Annotated in this window: 14 protein-coding genes; 11 read left to right on the forward strand and 3 right to left on the reverse strand. The window is 44.0% G+C overall.

The genetic code is table 11. From position 1 onward, the window contains the following. Window positions 1–67: 67 nt before the first annotated feature. Together FD716_RS01140 and FD716_RS01145 are read right to left on the reverse strand one after the other, a co-directional pair. The gene (locus FD716_RS01140) at window positions 68–1564 is read right to left on the reverse strand and encodes a CoA-acylating methylmalonate-semialdehyde dehydrogenase (RefSeq protein ID WP_139850582.1); all 1497 of its coding nucleotides are present in this window, start codon (window positions 1562–1564) and stop codon (window positions 68–70) included. 36 nt (window positions 1565–1600) lie between these two features. Next, window positions 1601–2932 carry an aspartate aminotransferase family protein gene (locus FD716_RS01145; RefSeq protein ID WP_139850583.1) on the reverse strand — a complete coding sequence of 444 codons (1332 nt, stop codon included), beginning with the start codon at window positions 2930–2932 and terminating at the stop codon, window positions 1601–1603. A gap of 101 nt (window positions 2933–3033) precedes the next feature. On the opposite strand from FD716_RS01145, the gene FD716_RS01150 reads away from it, so the two are divergent. The 7 genes from FD716_RS01150 to FD716_RS01180 all read left to right on the forward strand — a co-directional run bounded on the left by FD716_RS01150 (window position 3034) and on the right by FD716_RS01180 (window position 12573). Continuing rightward, entirely contained in the window at window positions 3034–3969 is a 936-nt protein-coding gene (locus tag FD716_RS01150; RefSeq protein ID WP_139850584.1) for a LysR family transcriptional regulator, read from the forward strand. Between the two features lie 141 nt (window positions 3970–4110). Then, window positions 4111–5301 (forward strand): efflux RND transporter periplasmic adaptor subunit, encoded by a 1191-nt coding sequence (locus tag FD716_RS01155; protein WP_139850585.1) that lies wholly within the window; start codon window positions 4111–4113, stop codon window positions 5299–5301. A gap of 10 nt (window positions 5302–5311) precedes the next feature. After that, complete coding sequence (locus FD716_RS01160; protein ID WP_139850586.1) at window positions 5312–8395, forward strand: efflux RND transporter permease subunit; 3084 nt, start codon at window positions 5312–5314, stop codon at window positions 8393–8395. Continuing rightward, window positions 8388–8714, forward strand: a complete 327-nt coding sequence (locus FD716_RS01165; RefSeq protein ID WP_139850587.1) for a DUF3240 family protein — start codon at window positions 8388–8390, stop codon at window positions 8712–8714. The genes FD716_RS01160 and FD716_RS01165 overlap by 8 nt, the downstream gene beginning before the upstream one ends. Continuing rightward, on the forward strand, window positions 8711–9994 hold the full coding sequence (locus FD716_RS01170) for a TolC family protein (protein ID WP_139850588.1): 1284 nt from the start codon (window positions 8711–8713) through the stop codon (window positions 9992–9994). The genes FD716_RS01165 and FD716_RS01170 overlap by 4 nt, the downstream gene beginning before the upstream one ends. Before the next feature lie 546 nt (window positions 9995–10540). Further along, window positions 10541–11203 (forward strand): response regulator, encoded by a 663-nt coding sequence (locus tag FD716_RS01175; RefSeq protein WP_139850589.1) that lies wholly within the window; start codon window positions 10541–10543, stop codon window positions 11201–11203. Then, on the forward strand, window positions 11203–12573 hold the full coding sequence (locus FD716_RS01180; RefSeq protein WP_139850590.1) for an ATP-binding protein: 1371 nt from the start codon (window positions 11203–11205) through the stop codon (window positions 12571–12573). The genes FD716_RS01175 and FD716_RS01180 overlap by 1 nt, the downstream gene beginning before the upstream one ends. 48 nt (window positions 12574–12621) lie before the next feature. Here FD716_RS01180 and FD716_RS01185 read toward each other — a convergent pair whose 3' ends face one another. After that, a complete protein-coding gene (locus tag FD716_RS01185; RefSeq protein ID WP_139850591.1) occupies window positions 12622–13539 on the reverse strand; it encodes a LysR family transcriptional regulator in 918 nt (305 codons plus the stop codon). A 152-nt stretch (window positions 13540–13691) separates the two neighbouring features. Here FD716_RS01185 and FD716_RS01190 point away from each other — a divergent pair, with 152 nt between their 5' ends. The 4 genes from FD716_RS01190 (at window position 13692) to FD716_RS01205 (ending at window position 18249) form a co-directional block, all read left to right on the forward strand. Beyond that, window positions 13692–14276 carry an HD domain-containing protein gene (locus FD716_RS01190; RefSeq protein WP_139850592.1) on the forward strand — a complete coding sequence of 195 codons (585 nt, stop codon included), beginning with the start codon at window positions 13692–13694 and terminating at the stop codon, window positions 14274–14276. Between the two features lie 19 nt (window positions 14277–14295). Beyond that, window positions 14296–15060: a class II aldolase/adducin family protein gene (locus FD716_RS01195; RefSeq protein WP_139850593.1), complete on the forward strand. Its 765-nt coding sequence runs from the start codon at window positions 14296–14298 to the stop codon at window positions 15058–15060. Between the two features lie 152 nt (window positions 15061–15212). Further along, window positions 15213–16526: an MFS transporter gene (locus FD716_RS01200; protein ID WP_139850594.1), complete on the forward strand. Its 1314-nt coding sequence runs from the start codon at window positions 15213–15215 to the stop codon at window positions 16524–16526. Between the two features lie 82 nt (window positions 16527–16608). Continuing rightward, complete coding sequence (locus FD716_RS01205) at window positions 16609–18249, forward strand: AMP-binding protein (protein ID WP_139850595.1); 1641 nt, start codon at window positions 16609–16611, stop codon at window positions 18247–18249. Window positions 18250–18328: the final 79 nt, after the last annotated feature.

Raw genomic sequence — 18328 nt, forward strand, 5'->3', positions numbered from 1 at the left:
AAAAAAGCAATAATATCGAGCTTGAATTGAGCAAAAAGGAAGAATGGTTAAGCTCTTCCTTAACTTTTTAATTCAAGGTCGGCATTGAAAATTGCTTCCCTTCACGAATATTTGTCGATGGCCATCTTTGGGTGATGGTCTTTCTACGGGTATAAAAGCGTGCGCCATCTGGACCATAAGCACTTAAGTCACCGAATAAAGAGCGCTTCCAGCCACCAAAGCTGTGATAAGACACCGGAACTGGTAAGGGGATATTAATGCCTACCATACCGACTTGAATATGTGTACTAAAATAACGTGCTGCTTCGCCATCTCGGGTATAAATACAAGTCCCGTTACCATATTCATGATCATTAATCAGTTGCATGGCTTGTTGCATGGTCTGTACACGAATGACCTGTAAAACTGGACCAAAAATCTCTGCTTTATAACTGCTCATATCTGCGGTGACGGCATCAATTAAAGTTGGTCCCACATAGAAGCCATCTTCAAAACCAGTAACCTTTGCAGTACGACCATCAACGACAATTTTGGCGCCTTGTTGTTCGGCACTGTCGATATAGCCAAGTACTTTTTCTTTATGTGCTTGAGTAATGACGGGACCAAAATCATTACTTTGGTCTGAGTAAGCACCATATTTTAGACCTTTTATTTCAGTTTGAAGCTTTTCAATCACTTGATCGGCGATTTCATCACCAATTGCCACCGCAACTGACAGCGCCATACAGCGTTCGCCTGAAGAGCCAAAAGCGGCACCAAGGAGCGAGTTCACCACATTGTCGAGGTCTGCATCGGGCATAATAATCGCGTGATTTTTAGCGCCACCAAGTGCCTGACAACGTTTGCCTGCCGCAGTGGCTGTGGTGTAGATGTATTCTGCGATAGGGGTCGAGCCAACAAAGCTAATCGCTTGAATTTCTGGTGCATGCAGTAGGGTATCAACCGCTTCTTTATCGCCATTGACCAAGCCGAATACACCATCGGGAAGCCCCGCTTGTTTGAGTAATTGTGCAATAAACAACGCTGAAGACGGATCGCGCTCAGAGGGTTTTAAAATAAAGCAATTGCCACAAACGATTGCCATTGGGAACATCCACAACGGCACCATCACAGGGAAGTTAAATGGGGTAATCCCTGCAACGACACCGAGTGGTTGGAATTCACTCCATGAGTCAATATCAGGACCCACATTTTTACTGAATTCGCCTTTGAGAAATTCAGCCGCACCACACGCATATTCGACATTTTCAATGCCGCGTTGCAGTTCCCCCATGGCATCATGAGAGATCTTGCCATGCTCTTGCCCAATCAACTCACAGATTTTATCGGCATTTTTTTCTAATAGTTCTTTAAACTTAAACATCACCCGTGCACGTTTGATCACGGGGGTATCACGCCAACTTGGAAAAGCGGCAGTGGCGACAGCAATGGCTTGTTCCACTGTGCTACGACTGGCAATCGCAACCTGTTGACTCACTTGCCCCGTTGATGGGTTATAGACCGCTTGGGTACGTGCTGCATCGTTGATGATTTTTCCATTAATAAAATGACCAATAATGTCCATATGCATTCCTTTGTGTTTGAGATCGTAAAATGGTGATTAAGCAACTTTATGAATTTGTTCACCAACCGCATTGAACAGGCGATCCAAGTCAGCTTGCTTGCTATTAAACATTGGGCCAAATTGCAGCGTGTCCCCACCGAAGCGCACATAGAAGCCAGCTTTCCAAAGCTGCATGCCAATTTCAAATGGACGGATAGATGGATCGCCATCTCGTGCAGCCAATTGCACGGCACCAATCAGGCCACAGTTACGGATATCCACGACATGTGGGCTGCCTTTTAATTGATGTAATACCGTTTCAAAACCGGGACTCAAGGCGGCTGCTTGTTGAATAAAGCCTTGTTTTTCTATTACATCAAGCGTGGCAAGTCCTGCCGCACAGGCCACAGGATGTGCGGAGTAGGTATAACCGTGGGTAAATTCGATGGCATGTTCAGGGAGGTCCTGCTGCATGAAGGTATCGTAAATCCTGCTGCTGGTGACCACGCCACCCAAAGGAATCGCACCATTGGTAATTTGCTTGGCAAAGCATAAAAGGTCTGGGGTCACGCCAAAATACTCAGCACCCGTATGCGTACCCAGACGACCAAAGGCCGTAATCACCTCATCAAAAATCAGCAGAATATTGTGTTGATCACAGATTTCTCGCAGGCGATTGAGATAGCTTTTAGGGGGGACTAAAGCACCCGCAGAGCCTGAAACGGGTTCAACAATTAGAGCCGCAATATTTGAGGCATCATGCAGTTCGATGACTTTTAACATTTCATTGGCCAGTGCGATCCCACCATCTTCCGCCATACCTTTGGTAAAAGCATGATCGGGTTGTAAAGTGTGTGGAATATGGTCTGCATCCATCAGTTGACCGAACATTTTACGATTGCCGCCAATCCCACCAACACTACTACCGCCAATGTTTACGCCATGGTAACCACGGGCACGGCCGATAATTTTGGTTTTTTGCGCCTGACCTTGGATGCGCCAATAGGCTTTGGCCATTTTAATGGCGGTGTCGGTCGACTCAGAGCCCGAATCGGTGAAAAACACATGGTTCAAGCCATCTGGCATTAACGCGACAATTTTTTCAGCCAATTGAAATGACAAGGGATGCGCAAATTGGAAAGCAGGGGAATAATCCAGTGTTGCCAATTGATGGCTCACTGCTTGGGTGATTTCTGGAATGCAATGCCCAATTCCGGTGGTCCAAAGCCCCGAAAGGGAGTCATAGATTTCACGACCATGTTGGTCGATCAGGTGTGCGCCTTTGGCTGCCACGATAATTCGTGGGTCTTGATGGAAGTTGCGGTTGGCTGAAAAAGGGAGCCAATGTGCGCGGTAATTTAAATTTTGGATTCCATTTTTATCTAACACGGTCTAACTCCTTATGTGCTTATTCACATTGAGTTTACGCAGAACTTTATATTTGATAAATTCAAACTAACTCATCTTTAGATAATAAATACAGGACGTATATGAGCACAGGGAAATTAAGCCAAGTTTATGATTTTGATATAAAATTATTGAAAATATTCAAAACTATTTGTGAGAGTGGCAGCTTTACCGCTGCTGAAAGTGTATTGGGTATTAGTCGTTCAGCTATTAGTTTACATATGAGTGATTTGGAAAGTCGTTTGGGGGTTCGTTTGTGTCAACGAGGCCGAGCAGGCTTTGCCATCACCCAAGAAGGCACAGAAATCTTAAAGCATATTGAGGTCTTGATGGCGGCACTAGAAGATTTCAGAATCAAGGCCAATCAAGTCCATCGCAAGCTAAAAGGTGAATTCAGCATCGGCATTATTAATAATTTGGTGACCATGCCCAGTTCCTATATCACGCAGAGTTTGGGGCAGCTCAGCAGTGACAGTTCAGATGTGCAAATTAATATTAGTATGAGCACCTTGTCGGACATTGAATGCAAAATTATGGATGGTCGGCTGCATGTGGGTGCCATCCCGTTAATGACGCCATTGTCTGGATTAAATTACTTTGATCTGTATGAGGAAAGGTCTTATTTGTATTGTGGAAAAAACCATCCACTCTTTTCAACAGCAGATCAGGTTGAGCAGAAAGCACTATTCAATTGGAATACGGTGATGCCGAGTTATACCATCACGCCACAAGCGCTCAAGCTGCATCAACAGATGCGTTCCAATGCCACAGCAAGTGACCGAGAGGGGATTGCCTTCCTGATTTTAACCGGGCAGTTTTTGGGTTTTTTACCAGACCATTTTGCCAAGAAGTGGCTGCTTGAGGGCAATATGAAGCCCATCCTTGCAGAAAGCTTTAATTACAGTACCCGCATTTGCTTGGTCACTAAAAAAGGCATTAAGCCCAATATGATCTTGGCTTCTTTTTTTGAAAAAATTAAACAGAATATGGCGTTGTCTCTTCAGCACAGTGTTCTTTGAAACGGTATTCTTTAATCCGTGGATGGATTGCAAGCCATCCTTTTCGGTGCTTGATCTACCAGAAAACCCCAAATTAATTTGAACTTAAGGAATCAATTCTAGATTGTTGGCTAAATAAATGCAGCGTTTAGGTTGTGATCAGTGGGTCGATTTTATAATTTTAAAACTTTAATTTTATTGATTATTGTTCTTGTGATTGGGCTAGCAGCAATTGGCATAAAATGGTTTGCGGGTTCCAAGCTCGTTGCCTCTGAGCAGCCTGCGCCAGAAGGTGCGGGCAATCGCTTGGCCATCAGTGCAGATCAGGAAAAACAAGCCAGTATTCGTACTCAAGTTTTAAGCGCAGCAACCGACACGATTGCTGCAGATCTTGTGCTACAAGGCCAAGCTATTTGGTCACCTGCCAGTCAGTTGTTAGTGACCAGCCCAATCTCTGGGGTGGTTCAGCAAATTTTGGTGCAGCCTTTAGCCGAAGTGGAAAAATCTGCCAAAATCGCGGTGATTTATAGTCCAGATATTATTCAAATTCAAAATGAAGTGTTGCAGTTACGCGCACAACAACAATTGGATTCACAGCAGTTAGCGCGTGAACAAAGCCTATTCGCAGAAGGAATTATCGCGGAAAAAAGAGTGCAGGAAGCACGTAATCGTGTGCAGCAAAACAATATTAATCTACAAGCCAAACAGCGCTTATTGCAGTTTATGGGGCACGGTTCAAGCAGGAGTTTAGATCCGACCATTCAGGTGAAAAGTCCAACCCGTGGGGTGATCGAAAGCTTAGACGTGAGCCTCGGTCAGTTTGTAGAAAGTGGGGCGGTAATTGCAAAAGTAGTCAAACGAGACATGCCGTTGCTGCTGAATTTACAAATGCCCAGCAAGCAACAGGGGGTTCAAGTCGGAGATCTGGTTAAGGTTGATGGCTGTGAAATGACGGGTAATGTCGCGAAGATTTCTCCAAGTTTAATGGGCAATACTCAAACCAAAGAAGTGCTGGTGCAGATGCAGGCCAGTCATGCCTGTTTGAGTGTCAATCAATATGTACAAGCCAATATTCAGACGGCAAGCAAAGCCAGCTCGCCGGTCTGGTCAGTACCCAGTACCGCCATCATGTTAAAAGACAATAAAAATTATATTTTTGTGAAGGCTAAAGCTGGGTTTGAGGCACAACAAGTCGAGGTGGTGGTCAGCAATACTCAAACCACTCACATTCGGGGGGCAGGCTTGGCTGCCGGTCAAGTGATTGCCGTGACTGGGGTAGCTCGTTTAAAAGCCGTACTCGCAGGTTTTGGTGCAGAACAAGCCGATGCCGTTCACAACACGCCAGCGAAATAAGGAATCAGACATGCTTAATCGTTTAATTTCCTTCGCCTTGGCGCAACGTCTATTGACCTTATTGGCTGCGGCGGCACTCTGTGTGGCTGGCTATTTTGCTTTTATGCAATTGCCGATTGATGCCTTTCCCGATGTATCCAGTACCCAAGTACAAATTGTCATTAAATCACCTGGGATGACCCCAGAAGAAATCGAAAGTCGGATTGTGGTGCCGATTGAACAAGAGCTACTTGGTATTCCCAATCAAAAAATCTTACGTTCCCAATCCAAATATGCCATTGCGATTATTACCTTAGATTTTGCTGAAGGTACCGATCCCTATTGGGCGCGACAACAAGTCAATGAGCGATTGAATGGAGTAATGCCGCAACTACCCGCCAGCGCTTCAGGTGGAATTGCACCGATGACCACGCCATTGGGTGAGGCGTTTATGTTTACCATTCATGGTCCCTTAAGTGAAATGGAGAAACGCAGCTTACTCGATCAGGTGATTCGCCCACAGTTACGCAAAATTGAAGGGGTGGCCGAGGTCAATGCGCTGGGTGGCTTTGTCCGTACTTTTGAAGTCACGCCAAATTTGGAAGCCATGGCCGCGCGTGGCATTTCACTGGATCAATTGCAGCAAGCGATTGAGTTGAACAACAGCAGTGATGGTGCCGGCCGTTTGACTGAAAATGGTGAGTCCTTATTGATTCGCAGTGACAGTCGGGTTGAGAACCTACAGCAGTTAAGTGAGATGATTGTTGCACAGCGAAATGGGGTGCTCATCCGAGTGCGTGATGTTGCCAATGTGCATATTGGTGCCTTATCGCGCTATGGCGCCGTGACTGAAAATGGCCAAGGTGAAGCGGTCGAAGGAATTATTTTGACGCTCAAAGGGGCCAATGCACGACAAGTGGTCAAACATGTGGCTGAACAATTAGCGGAGATTGAAAAAACCTTGCCTGCAGGCACTACGGTTAAACCCTTTTATAACCGTGGTGATCTGGTCAACCGCGCCATTGATACCGTGAGCAAATCCTTATTTGAAGCGATTGTTTTGGTGCTGATTTTGCTGTTGCTATTTTTAGGCAATCTCAGATCGGCCTTGGTGGTTGCGGTGATTTTACCATTATCCGCGCTAAGCACCTTTCTGTTGATGTCGCGTTTTGGGCTCAGTGCCAATCTCATGTCCTTGGGTGGCCTATCCATTGCAATTGGCTTATTGGTCGATGCCGCGGTGGTGATTGTTGAAAACATCGAAATGCAAATGGCCGAACAGCATCAGTCGGAGCATCAAACTTTTTTACCACCGTTACACATTATTTACCGTGCCGTGGCAGAGGTGGCCGTTCCGGTCAGTTCAGGCATGCTCATTATTATGTTGGTGTTTATTCCACTAATGACGCTTGAAGGCTTAGAGGGCAAACTGTTTTCACCGGTGGCATTGACCATTGTTTTTGCCTTATCGAGTTCTCTGCTGCTATCACTGACCGTGGTGCCAGTGCTGTGTTCGTTTTTTCTCAAACCGGGGCCACATCAAACCCCTTATTTGGTGAGAAAACTGGAAAGTGCCTATCAAAAAATCTTAAATGCCAGTTTGGCTCATCCTAAAAAAACCTATCTGATTGCGGTGCTTTCATTGCTATCGGCCGTGGTGATTTTTCCATTTATTGGTAAATCGTTTATGCCCACCATGGATGAAGGCGATGTGGTCTTACAAATAGAAAAATTGCCCTCAATTAGTTTGGACAATGCCATTCAATTGGATCTGGCCGTTGAAAAAGCCATCTTAGCCAAGGTCCCCGACGTGGCACGTATTGTGGCTCGTGCAGGTTCAGATGAGTTGGGCCTAGACCCGATGGGACTGAATGAAAGCGATACTTTTTTGGTGTTAAAACCACAAGCTGAATGGCAAGCCAAAAATAAAGAAGCGATTTTAGACGAGGTCCGTGCAGTCTTAAATAATGTGCCAGGGGTAAATTTTAGCTTTACTCAACCGATTGAAATGCGTACTTCAGAAATGTTGTCTGGGGTGCGTGGTGATTTGGCGGTTAAAGTTTATGGCACTGATTTAGATAAATTAAATGAACTCTCCAAAGAAATTGCAACCGTTTTACAAGGGATTGAAGGCAGTGAAGATGTTATGACCTTGGAAAACTCTGGGGTGCAATATCAGGAAGTCCGGATTCAGCGTGATATGGCAATGCGCAATGATTTAAATAGTCAAAGCGTACAAGCTAATTTAAAAACCCTAATTGAAGGTCAGAAAATTGGTTCGATTATTGAGCGAGGTAAGCCGATTCCGCTGATGCTCAAAGGGGATTCAAGTTTGGGGCAATCGACTCCTGATTTTTCGCGCTTGTCTTTGCCTGTTGAAAATGGCGTGGCTGTACCTTTGCTGGCTTTGGCCGAATTGGTGAAAACCGAAGGAGTGGTCAAAATCGAACGTGAAAATGCTTCACGGATGTCAGTGGTACGCTCCAATGTGCGTGATCGTGACTTGGTGGGTTTTGTCGATGAAGCCAAGCAATTGGTGGCGAGCAAAGTGAAATTACCCGAAGGTTATTATCTCAAATGGGGCGGACAATTTGAAAACCAACAGCGTGCAGCTGCACGTTTAATGCTGGTGATTCCAGCAGCCTTGGTGCTGATCTTCTTTATCTTATTCACCACATTGGGTTCAGTCCGTCAAAGCATCTTGGTCTTTGTCAATATTCCCTTTGCCTTGGTCGGTGGTGTGATCGCACTTGCGCTCACTGGAGAATATTTGTCAGTACCCGCGTCGGTGGGGTTTATCGCCTTGATGGGAATTTCCGTACTGAATGGTTTAGTGCTCATCGGCTATTTCAATCAACTGCTGGCAAGGGGAATGCCGATTGCCGAGGTGGTTCGACATGGGGCGATGCGTCGTTTAAGACCGGTGTTAATGACCGCCAGTATTGCTGCCCTAGGTTTATTGCCATTGTTATTTAGTACTGGGCCGGGCTCAGAAATACAGCGGCCGTTGGCAATTGTGGTGATTGGTGGGTTGATCACCTGCACCATGTTGACCCTCATATTAGTGCCTAATTTATTTAAACAGTTTGGTGTTCAGGGAAAATCGCATGGTTAAGATGTGTCAACTTTCGCTTAATGTGCCGCAATCGATTTGCAGTGAGGTGATGCATCATTTGATGCTGCTTCCTGAGGTGATTTCAGGCTGTACTGCGGTGCAATCGCTCGGTTTTGGACCTCGGCAGCATTATAAAAATATTGAGGAACAGATTCGTGGCGCAACTGAACGGCAGCTGATTCTGATGATTTTACTTGAGCAACATATTGATGCAGTGATTGCACATTTGAATACTGCATTTCAGGGCACCGAACTCTTTTATTGGGCAGTACCGATTGTAACCGCGGGCTATTCCGCAGAACGAGCAACCACCGTATGAGAAAGATATCCCGTTATTGCTTTTATGCTGTGTTGGGCTTGAGTTTCGCTCAGGCCGTACAGGCCAATATTCCGACCACTGAAATTGAACCGTTATTGCCACAATCCAGTGACGTTGAGCAAAGCCTCAATCAGCATCCTGGGGTATTGGCAGCCCGTTCAGGCCTCGATTATGCCGCAGCCTATAACCAGAAAATTAGATTGGGCGATGCCGCGTGGACGGTGAAAACAGGATTGCAACTGCGCCGTACAGATGCCCCCGACAGTGGTCGTTCCAGTGAAACCTTTTATGAGCCCAACATCGGGCTCGAAAAACAAGTGAGATTGCCCAATAAAGCTCGTTTAGATCGTGACTTGGGCAGCCGTGAGATCGTCCTGGCGGAATTAAAATATACCGATGCTTGGCATGAGGCCAGCAAGGAACTGCATGGGCTGTGGTTTGCCTATTTACGTGCGCTGACCCAGTTAGATCGCCAGCGTGAACAACTGCAAATTATTGAAAATCAAATGGGTATTTTAAGTAATCGGATTCGAGTCGGAGATGCACCGCGTTTGGAACTGATGCTATTAAATACCGAACATTTGCAAAGCAAAGAGCAGTTGCTACAGGCTGAAATGAGCCTGAGTCAAACCAAACAAGCATTAAGCCGTTATTTTCAAGGCAATATTCCTGCGAACTTTTTGACACAGCGAATTAAAGTCTTGCCACAAACGTATACGCAAGCACAATGGGTGACTGCGGTATTAGACGCAAATCATGAATTAAAGTTGGCACAAACGCAGGCACAGCAACAACATGCCTTGCTGCAAAGACAACGGTTGAACAGCCTGCCAGATCCCACTCTTGGCGTCGGTTATAGTCGAGAGCAAGCAGGTGCAGACAATTTAATTAGTTTTTCAGTTTCAATTCCATTGGCACAGCGGCAAGTTCGTGCCACAGCCGCGATGCTAGAAGCAGAAGCCAAACGTGCGGATATTGAAGCAGCACGCGTACAGTCACGCTTAGTTAATGAAACCAAGCTGTTGTCTATGCAACTGCAAGATGCACAATTGCGAATGACCAAATCTGAAGAAATATTTACAGAACTTTTAAAGCAGAATAGCTTGATGAATAAGGCTTATCGTCTTGGAGAAATCAGCCTAAATGAATTGTTGTTGCATTCACGGCAATTGATTGAGGGGATTACCCGCTTAGATCAGGCCCGCTTGGACTATGCACAGAATTTGTCACTTTTAATGTTAAATAGCCATATGATATGGTCGATAGATGATGAGCATTAAAGGATTGGTTTTTAAGTTTTAAAGCCAAAGTTTTAGGTTTAGGCTTAGCTTTGGATCTTAACGTTTCAATCGATTGCTTCAAGGTTTTGCAGTTTTCATCTTATGCCGCTCAGTGAAGAAAAACTCGAACCCCTTCTCCCATTGGGATGAGGTATCTACACATCTTTTGATATATGGATTACGATTCAAAGCAATCCATCCCAACCTTCCTTTTTCTAAGGAAGGAGCGTTGTGTAGCATATACTAGGCTTTGAAATCCCCAATCTCCCCTAACCCCTCTTTGGAAAAGAGGGGTTAGGGGAGATTGGGGATTTCTGAAATTCAATGAAATTTGCATTCAGCCCTAAATTCCAAATCTAAAGAGGACTTAAATACCTTGTATTAAGCTCAAATAGATTACATATATTTCTTAAATATTTGTGTAGATACCTTCTCCCATTGGGATGAGGAATATATTCTGCAAGTGGGAAGAGGGCTTTTTGAAGGATTCACGACCTTAACTGACTGGCATTTGTTTTCATCCACTTTTTTTAACTTGATTAAATTATGCGTATATTACTGGTCGAAGATGATCTGTTACTGGCCAAAGCCACGGCGTTGGGGCTTGATCAAGCTGGCTTTGTGGTGGATATTGCCGAGAGTGTACAGACCGCGCAGCATTTTCTCTCGGTCTATGCTTACCACATTGTGCTGCTCGACTTAGGCTTACCCGATGGCAATGGTTTGGATATTTTAAAATCACTGCGGCATAAACATATTAATGCTGGGGTTTTGGTGTTGACCGCACAGGATCAGGTGCAAGAACGTATTGCTGGTTTACAGGCTGGTGCGGATGATTTTGTGACCAAACCCTATGATATTTTCGAGGTTGTCGCTCGGATACAAGCGGTATTAAGGCGCATGTCAGGCAATTTGAATGATGTAATTGAGTTCCGTAATGTGAGCCTCGATAAATCAACCAATCAGGTTTTTGTGGATCAAAACTTGGTGGAAATTACCCAGAAAGAATATAACTTGCTGCATTTATTGCTGAGTAATCTTGGACGTATTGTTTCAACCCGCATGATTGAGGATTCATTTTATACACATGATGGCGAGATCAATAGTAATGCGATCCAAGTTTATATTCATCATCTTCGCAGAAAACTGGGCGTGAACTTTATTCGGACCATTAAAGGGGTGGGCTATATTGTGGACAAAGAGAAATAATGGATTCACCCGTTCAGAGTTATTCTTTAACCCGACGTTTATCACTGTGCATTGTATTGGCTACGGTCAGTATGTGGCTGGTGAGTCTGAGCTTTATTTATTTAGAAGTGAAACAGCGTTCGGAAGCGATATTTGACCAGTCCTTAGCAGAAACTGCGCACTCGCTACTTTCGATTGCGTCCAGCACCATTCCCAATCAAGCACCTGAACAAACCATTTTAGAAGATGCCAATAGCCAACATTATGACCATATTGTATTTCAGTTGTGGAATCAAAAAGGTCAATTAATTTATCGTTCTGTTGGAGTCGGTACGCAAGCCTTTATTCATCAAGCTGGATTTAGTTGGGTTAAGATTGACGGTAAACTTTTTAGGGCTTATTCGGTTTGGAATACTACCAAAACCTTGCAAGTTCAGATTGCACAAATCTGGCAAATCCGTCAGGAAATGCAGCATGCAATTATTATCTTTCTATTGATTCTCACCGTTATCTTTCTGCCTTTGCTGTGTTGGTTAATCACCATCATTATTAAAAAGAATATTTCCACGATTCATAAAGTCAGTGAGAAAATTAAAAAACAATCTGCAGGCAGTTTATATCCGATTCAAGAAAGCTTACCTGAGGAAATTAGACCAATGGTGCTTTCCTTAAATACGCTTTTAGTTGAAATATCAGAAAGTATGGCGCGAGAAAAACGCTTTACTTCAAATGCTGCACACGAACTTCGCACCCCATTATCTGCGATACGAGTCCATGCTCAAGTTTTACAACATGCACGAACCCCCGAAGAGGCCAATAATGCAATCAGCGATATTATTCTTGGGGTCGATAAGGCTTCACGTATGATTTCGCAATTGTTGACCTTGGCACGCATTTCACCACAAGTGCAGCAGGAGAATAAATGCTTGGAGGTGTCGGCATTAATCAATAGTGTCTTGGCAATGTTAGATTTTAAAATTCAACAAGCCAATATTACGATCATTGCAGCGCTTGAGCCGAGCTATATTGATGCACAGCCCGATCAAATAGAAATCATGCTGCGGAACTTGATTGATAATGCCATTATTTATCGGAGTACCACCCAGCCAGCCGTAATCAAGGTTTCCTGTACGGTAATTGCGGGAAAATGTGTGGTGCGAATTGAGGACAATGGAATCGGTATTCCACCAGATAAAGTCACTTTGATTTTTCAAAGTTTTTATCGGGTCAATCAAGCAAGCAGTGTGATTGGGAGTGGTTTGGGGCTGTCAATCGTCAAGCAAATTGTCGATTTAAACGCAGGTAAAATGACGGTTTCTCCAACGGAAACAGGACAAGGCACCACCTTTGAAATTCAATTTCAGGCGATGACGCAGGTGAGTGAACGCTGATGTACCAAGGGAATGCATTGCCAGAGGAGCATTGCTATCAAACCTCAATCACTCTCGATGCATTAAAATAAGATCAACTAAACGCTGAGCAGGTGGAGAGAGTGAGCGATCTGCCAATCGTATTATTGCGCATTCAACCTTCATCATTATTTGAGGTAATTGGGGCTGAAGGAGAGGAGCTAAATTGACGAGCTGACTATTGCTGTCTATCCATGAATTCCATGTAAATAATAAATTGTCGCTGTGTATGGTTAGGTCTTGTAGTATTTGTAAGTTATCACAGGTTAACTCTAATGGCAGTGCCTGGTTGGGTTTCATCCCCAGTATGGCGCGAAGGCGTCGTATGAGTGTTTTGTCCATTGCAATAGCAGACCACGGGAACATTTGAATTTGTTCTGGTGTGGGCGGTGTATTTTGCTTCAATAAAGGATGTTGTGGCGCACAGTATATAGATGCAGGCTCAGATGGAAGCCATATTACTTCGAAGCGCTCATCCTCTTGTAACTCACCTGGGTTAGATACAAAAAACTCAATTCTTTCCTGCTCTAAATGCATTTGTAAATTAGGTTTTTGACTGACCTCTATATGTAGCTTCAATAATGGGCACTGCTGCTTTAGATCAATCAGTGCATGGCGCAGTGGTCCATTGATAGCAAGTAAGCTCGCACCAAAGTTTAGCTCACCACGTTCAGCATTTGATAGGTAATAGACGTCATCTGTAAAGTCCCGTGCTCGACCAAGTAAGGCCAGTGCCTTGGCAATAATGTAGCGCCCAGCGGGAGTTGGGCGTACTGATCGCGTATCTCTATCGAACAAGCGTAAACCAAACTCAGTTTCAAGGGCTTGAATGCTTCGACTAAAAGCCGTCTGTGAAAGGTTTGCACGTTCAGCAGCCTTGGAAAAATTCAATTCTTCTGCGAGTAATTCTAAATGTCGCAAGCGTTTCAAGCTAATTGATGCGTCCAATGCATAAGGTTCCTAAAAACAATACATTGGACGCGAATGTATGAGATTGATAAGTTGTTGTCAACAGCGTGGAATATCAATGCTTATCTAGAGAGCAATTTTAACCTTGCTGTAGAGCTTAAAAATAAGATTCGCATTAAGGGAAATATACTATGGGCAAGAATGCCAGCTTTATTAGGATGGATCAAAGCACCCAAGCGGATTGGGAAATTATTAGCGCAGAATTCCAGCCTTTTGTTAACAAACTACCTGACCGGATCATGGCACACCTCAAACTATTAGAGGGTGATTATGCAGGTTTTCCAATTGATCGACTGAGTCATTGTTTACAGACGGCGACTTTGGCGTACCGCGATGGTCGTGATGAGGAATATGTAGTCTGTGCGCTGTTACATGATATTGGTGACACATTGGGCGCATATAACCATCCTGAAATTGCGGCTGCGATTCTAAAGCCGTTTGTCTGTGATGAAAATCATTGGATGGTTGAAAATCATGGAATTTTTCAAGGACATAACTTTTTTCATCACATCGGTATGGATCGCAATATGCGCGATATGTTTGCAGGCCATCAGTATTATGAGCATACGCGTGAGTTTGTTGATTTTTACGATAATCCCGCTTTTGATTCAGAAGGTGAAATTCTACCGCTAGAATTTTTTGAACCCATGTTACGCAATGTTTTTGCTCAGCCTAAAAAAAGTTTATACACCGCCGCATTAGAACGCATGGAATAAGAGTCGTTAGGAGAACGCTATGAAAATTGAATCATTAAAAGGAAAAGTAAGTGATCTTGAATGGGACTTACGTGTAAATCTCGCAGCAGTTTATCGTCTAGCAGCGCTTTATGGTTGGACGGACTTGGTTTTTACTCATATCAGTGTGCGTTTACCTACAGAAGCAGGACAGGGTGAGCAATTCTTATTGAATCCATATGGCATGTTGTTCGATGAAATTACTGCTTCTAGTCTTATTCGAATAGATTCTGAATGTAATAAGTTAAGTGAGTCTCCATTTCCAGTCACACCAGCAGGTTTTACGATTCATAGTGCGATTCATGCTGCCCGAGAAGATGCACATTGTGTTTTACACACACATACCCGTAGTGGTGTTGGGGTTAGTGCCCAAAAATGTGGGATTTTGCCTATTAGTCAACAGTCAACTTTTGTGCTCAATTCTTTGGCCTACCACGACTATGAAGGGGTCGCAATCCGTGAAGATGAGAAGCAACGTTTACAAGCCAATCTAGGGAATGCTGACTACTTTATGCTTCGTAATCATGGCTTGCTAGTGGTTGGAAGTAGTGTCGCAGATGCATTTCTAAAAATGTATACCTTTGAAAATACTTGTCGTATTCAAATTGATGCTCAAGCGGGTGGTGAGTTGATCGAAGTCGCGCCGGCAATTATGCAAGGTCTCGACAATGTACTTAAAACAGCGACTAGCGGAATGGGAGCTGAAATTGCTTGGCCTGCCTTATTGCGTAAGTTAGATCGCTTAGATTCGAGTTATAAAACCTAATATTAAAAAATAGAGTATGTGGCATGCCGACCTTGGGCTTTAACAGTACTGGGGTTGGTCTACCTATAAGGAAATTTTGTTGACCTACATGGAAAGGGTTGCCAAGTTGGGAACAGCTCAATCCAACTGGTAATACTCAAGAGAGTAATACAATGAGTAAAATATCAAACACACATTCTCTTGGTGACGCCACAACACCAGAAATTTCACCTTCAGAGATTGACGCTGTTGTAAGAAAAGCGGCATGGCGACTGATACCTATTTTGTTTATAGCGTATCTGATGAATTTTATTGATCGAACCAATATTTCTTTTGCCAAATTACAGATGGGACAGGCGCTTGGACTCGATGATGTGGCATACGGTATCGGCGCAGGTATGTTCTTTATCGGTTATTTTGTTTTTGAAGTCCCAAGTAACATGATTCTTGAAAAAATAGGAGCCCGACGTTGGGTGCCACTGATCATGGTTGCTTGGGGAGGTGCCACGCTTAGTTTAGCCTTCGTTACAACGCCACTTGAATTTTACGTCATTCGTTTCTTCATTGGTTTTGCAGAAGCTGGTTTTTTCCCAGGTATCGTATTGTTCATGACGTACTGGTTTCCAGCATCGCATCGTGGGCGAATGATGGCCTTGTTCATGACTGGGATTGCGGTTTCTGGGCTGATCGGAGGTCCATTATGTGGTGCGATCATCGAATATCTTGATGGCTATGCAGGTTTCGCTGGTTGGCAATGGTTGATGATTACGACTGGCCTACCCACGTTTATTGTGGCAGCCGCTATTTATGTTTTACTCACAGATCGTCCCAATCAAGCAAATTGGTTGAGTAACCGAGAACAACATGTTCTCGCAGTTAGTCTAGGAAATCCTGAACGAACTAAAACTTCGATGAAAGCAGGCTTGGTGAATTTCTGGACTTGGAGCAGTGCCTGGATTTATTTTTTATTGGTATGCGGTGGCTATGGCATATCGTTCTGGATGCCCACGCTACTCAGCCAAGCCGGTATAGCCTCGAATGCAAAAATTGGTTTATTGGTGGCTGTCCCAAACCTCATTGGCGTTATTGCCATGCTTTTGATTTGCCGTAATTCAGATCGGATGCAAGAGCGTCGTTGGCATTTGGTTGTCTGTTTTATGTTTATTGCTGCAGGCTATCTCATCATTGCTAGTCAACTAGATAGTGTCTTGGGATTATTGGTTGGTTTTAGTATCGCTTATATCGGCATCTTAGCTGGGGCACCGCTCAGTTGGACGATTCCAACAAAAATGCTGACACCCGCAGCAGCTGCAGTTGGCATCGCGATTGTCGCATCAGTCGGCAATCTGGGTGGCTTTGTAGGCCCTGTTCTGCTTGGTAAGTTTAGTCAGGACACCGGGAGCTTTATTTATGGTTTGTTGATTATAAGTGCATTTCAACTGATAGGTGCCTTATGGACCGCACTTACAGTACGTATGCCGCGCTAAAAATATCTCAATGTATAGATGTAATCACTATGTATTCATATTTGGCCTGAAAGCCATTGTTTAGCAGAAAATGGAGTTTTAAATGTTGACACAATCACTTTGGTCAAATTCTTATCACAACTTTGGTATTGATCCACAATTAAAAATGGGGACACATACTTCTTTGGTTGATGCGCTAGAGCATGCCATGCAAACTTTTGCACCTGAAATTGCATTTCAAGGTTTAGGAGGAAGCTTAAGTTATGCCGAACTAGATCGACAGTCAGCTGCTCTCGCTGCGTGGTTGCAATGTGAAATAGGGCTACAACGAGGTGATCGTGTTGCTGTAATGTTGCCCAATCTACTGGCTTTTCCCGTCGTAACATTGGGCGTGCTACGTGCGGGTTGTGTGCAAGTTAATACCAATCCTTTATATACTTCACATGAGTTGGAACACCAACTACATGATGCTGATTGTAAAGCAATATTTGTATATTCAGGCAGTACGGCAACTTTAGCAAATGCCCAGTATAATCCGGCTCTAACCCAGGTGATTTGCGTCGGAGATGGACTACCGGGATCTGGAGCACTTTGCCAGCCGACAGTTGCGGTGCAATTAGGTGAGTATTTAGAGCTTGAGCAGGTATTGGCAGAAGGATTGCGATTGGACAGAAAGCCAGTTCAACTGGACGTAAATGATTTATTGTTTTTGCAATATACTGGCGGTACGACGGGTCCATCAAAAGGAGCCATACTGAGCCATGGTAATTTATTGGCTAATATCGCACAGTTCCAGGCAATGATGTTATCTATGCAGGGTAGAGGCCTAGAAGTTATAATCACTGCTATCCCGCTTTACCATATTTTTGCACTGATGTTGAGTCTCTCCTATATGGTTGCGGGTGCGGCCAATCAACTCGTTATTAATCCTCGCGATATGAACAGTTTTATTGATCTGATTAAGCATGCTAAGCCCAATATATTTGTCGGGGTTAATACGTTATATGCTGGCTTACTGGCTCATCCAAGATTATTGGAAATTGATTTCTCCAACTTACGCCTTTCAATTGGTGGAGGAACGAGCATTCAAGCCATTGTGTCTGAGCGTTGGGAAAAAGCGACAGGTACTTTCATTCGTGAAGGTTTTGGTTTGAGTGAAACATCTCCGTTGGTTTGTTTTAATCATGAGGCCGTTAATCAATTTACGGGAACAACGGGTATACCCGTTCCAGGAACTGATATTTATTTATTGGACGAAACTGATCGTAAGGTTGCTTTGGGAGAGGCGGGTGAAATATGTGTAAAAGGACCTCAAGTGACTCAAGGGTATTGGCGACAAGCGGATGCTACGCGCCAAGCATTCACCAGTGATGGTTTTTTTCGAACTGGAGACATCGGGGTATTTGATCGTTTAGGACAGCTGAAAATCGTTGATCGAAAAAAAGATATGATCAATGTTTCAGGGTTTAATGTATTTCCAAATGAGGTTGAGGAAGCTGCTGCACGTTATCCAGCTATATTGGAGTGTGCGTGTATTGGGGTGCCTGACGTAAAAACAGGGGAAGCAGTTGCGCTTTATGTTGTTCCGCGAGCTGGTATGGATTTGTGTGAACAGGCTTTGACTGAATTTTTACGGAAGCAACTCACAGCCTATAAAATGCCTAAAAAAATTACTCTGGTAGACGCGCTGCCAAAGTCTGGTGTGGGTAAAATTCTACGTCGAAAAATTAGAGAAACATCTTAAATAGTGCTCAATCATTAACGTTAGGCAGTGTTCAGTAAAGTTGCAAAATTGATTTCTTGTTCAAATCTTCCAATTCAAT

Origin of the sequence: Acinetobacter pullicarnis (assembly GCF_006352475.1) — a bacterium.
In the GTDB taxonomy this organism is placed as follows: domain Bacteria; phylum Pseudomonadota; class Gammaproteobacteria; order Pseudomonadales; family Moraxellaceae; genus Acinetobacter; species Acinetobacter pullicarnis.

Excerpts from the sequence above, each read along its gene's own strand:
- FD716_RS01195 (WP_139850593.1), top strand. The coding sequence starts at position 14,296 with ATGAAAATTGAATCATTAAAAGGAAAAGTAAGTGATCTTGAATGGGAC.
- FD716_RS01190 (WP_139850592.1), top strand. The coding sequence starts at position 13,692 with ATGGGCAAGAATGCCAGCTTTATTAGGATGGATCAAAGCACCCAAGCG.
- FD716_RS01200 (WP_139850594.1), top strand. The coding sequence starts at position 15,213 with ATGAGTAAAATATCAAACACACATTCTCTTGGTGACGCCACAACACCA.
- FD716_RS01170 (WP_139850588.1), top strand. The coding sequence starts at position 8,711 with ATGAGAAAGATATCCCGTTATTGCTTTTATGCTGTGTTGGGCTTGAGT.
- FD716_RS01160 (WP_139850586.1), top strand. The coding sequence starts at position 5,312 with ATGCTTAATCGTTTAATTTCCTTCGCCTTGGCGCAACGTCTATTGACC.
- FD716_RS01150 (WP_139850584.1), top strand. The coding sequence starts at position 3,034 with ATGAGCACAGGGAAATTAAGCCAAGTTTATGATTTTGATATAAAATTA.
- FD716_RS01140 (WP_139850582.1), bottom strand. The coding sequence starts at position 1,564 with ATGGACATTATTGGTCATTTTATTAATGGAAAAATCATCAACGATGCA.
- FD716_RS01165 (WP_139850587.1), top strand. The coding sequence starts at position 8,388 with ATGGTTAAGATGTGTCAACTTTCGCTTAATGTGCCGCAATCGATTTGC.
- FD716_RS01205 (WP_139850595.1), top strand. The coding sequence starts at position 16,609 with ATGTTGACACAATCACTTTGGTCAAATTCTTATCACAACTTTGGTATT.
- FD716_RS01180 (WP_139850590.1), top strand. The coding sequence starts at position 11,203 with ATGGATTCACCCGTTCAGAGTTATTCTTTAACCCGACGTTTATCACTG.
- FD716_RS01175 (WP_139850589.1), top strand. The coding sequence starts at position 10,541 with ATGCGTATATTACTGGTCGAAGATGATCTGTTACTGGCCAAAGCCACG.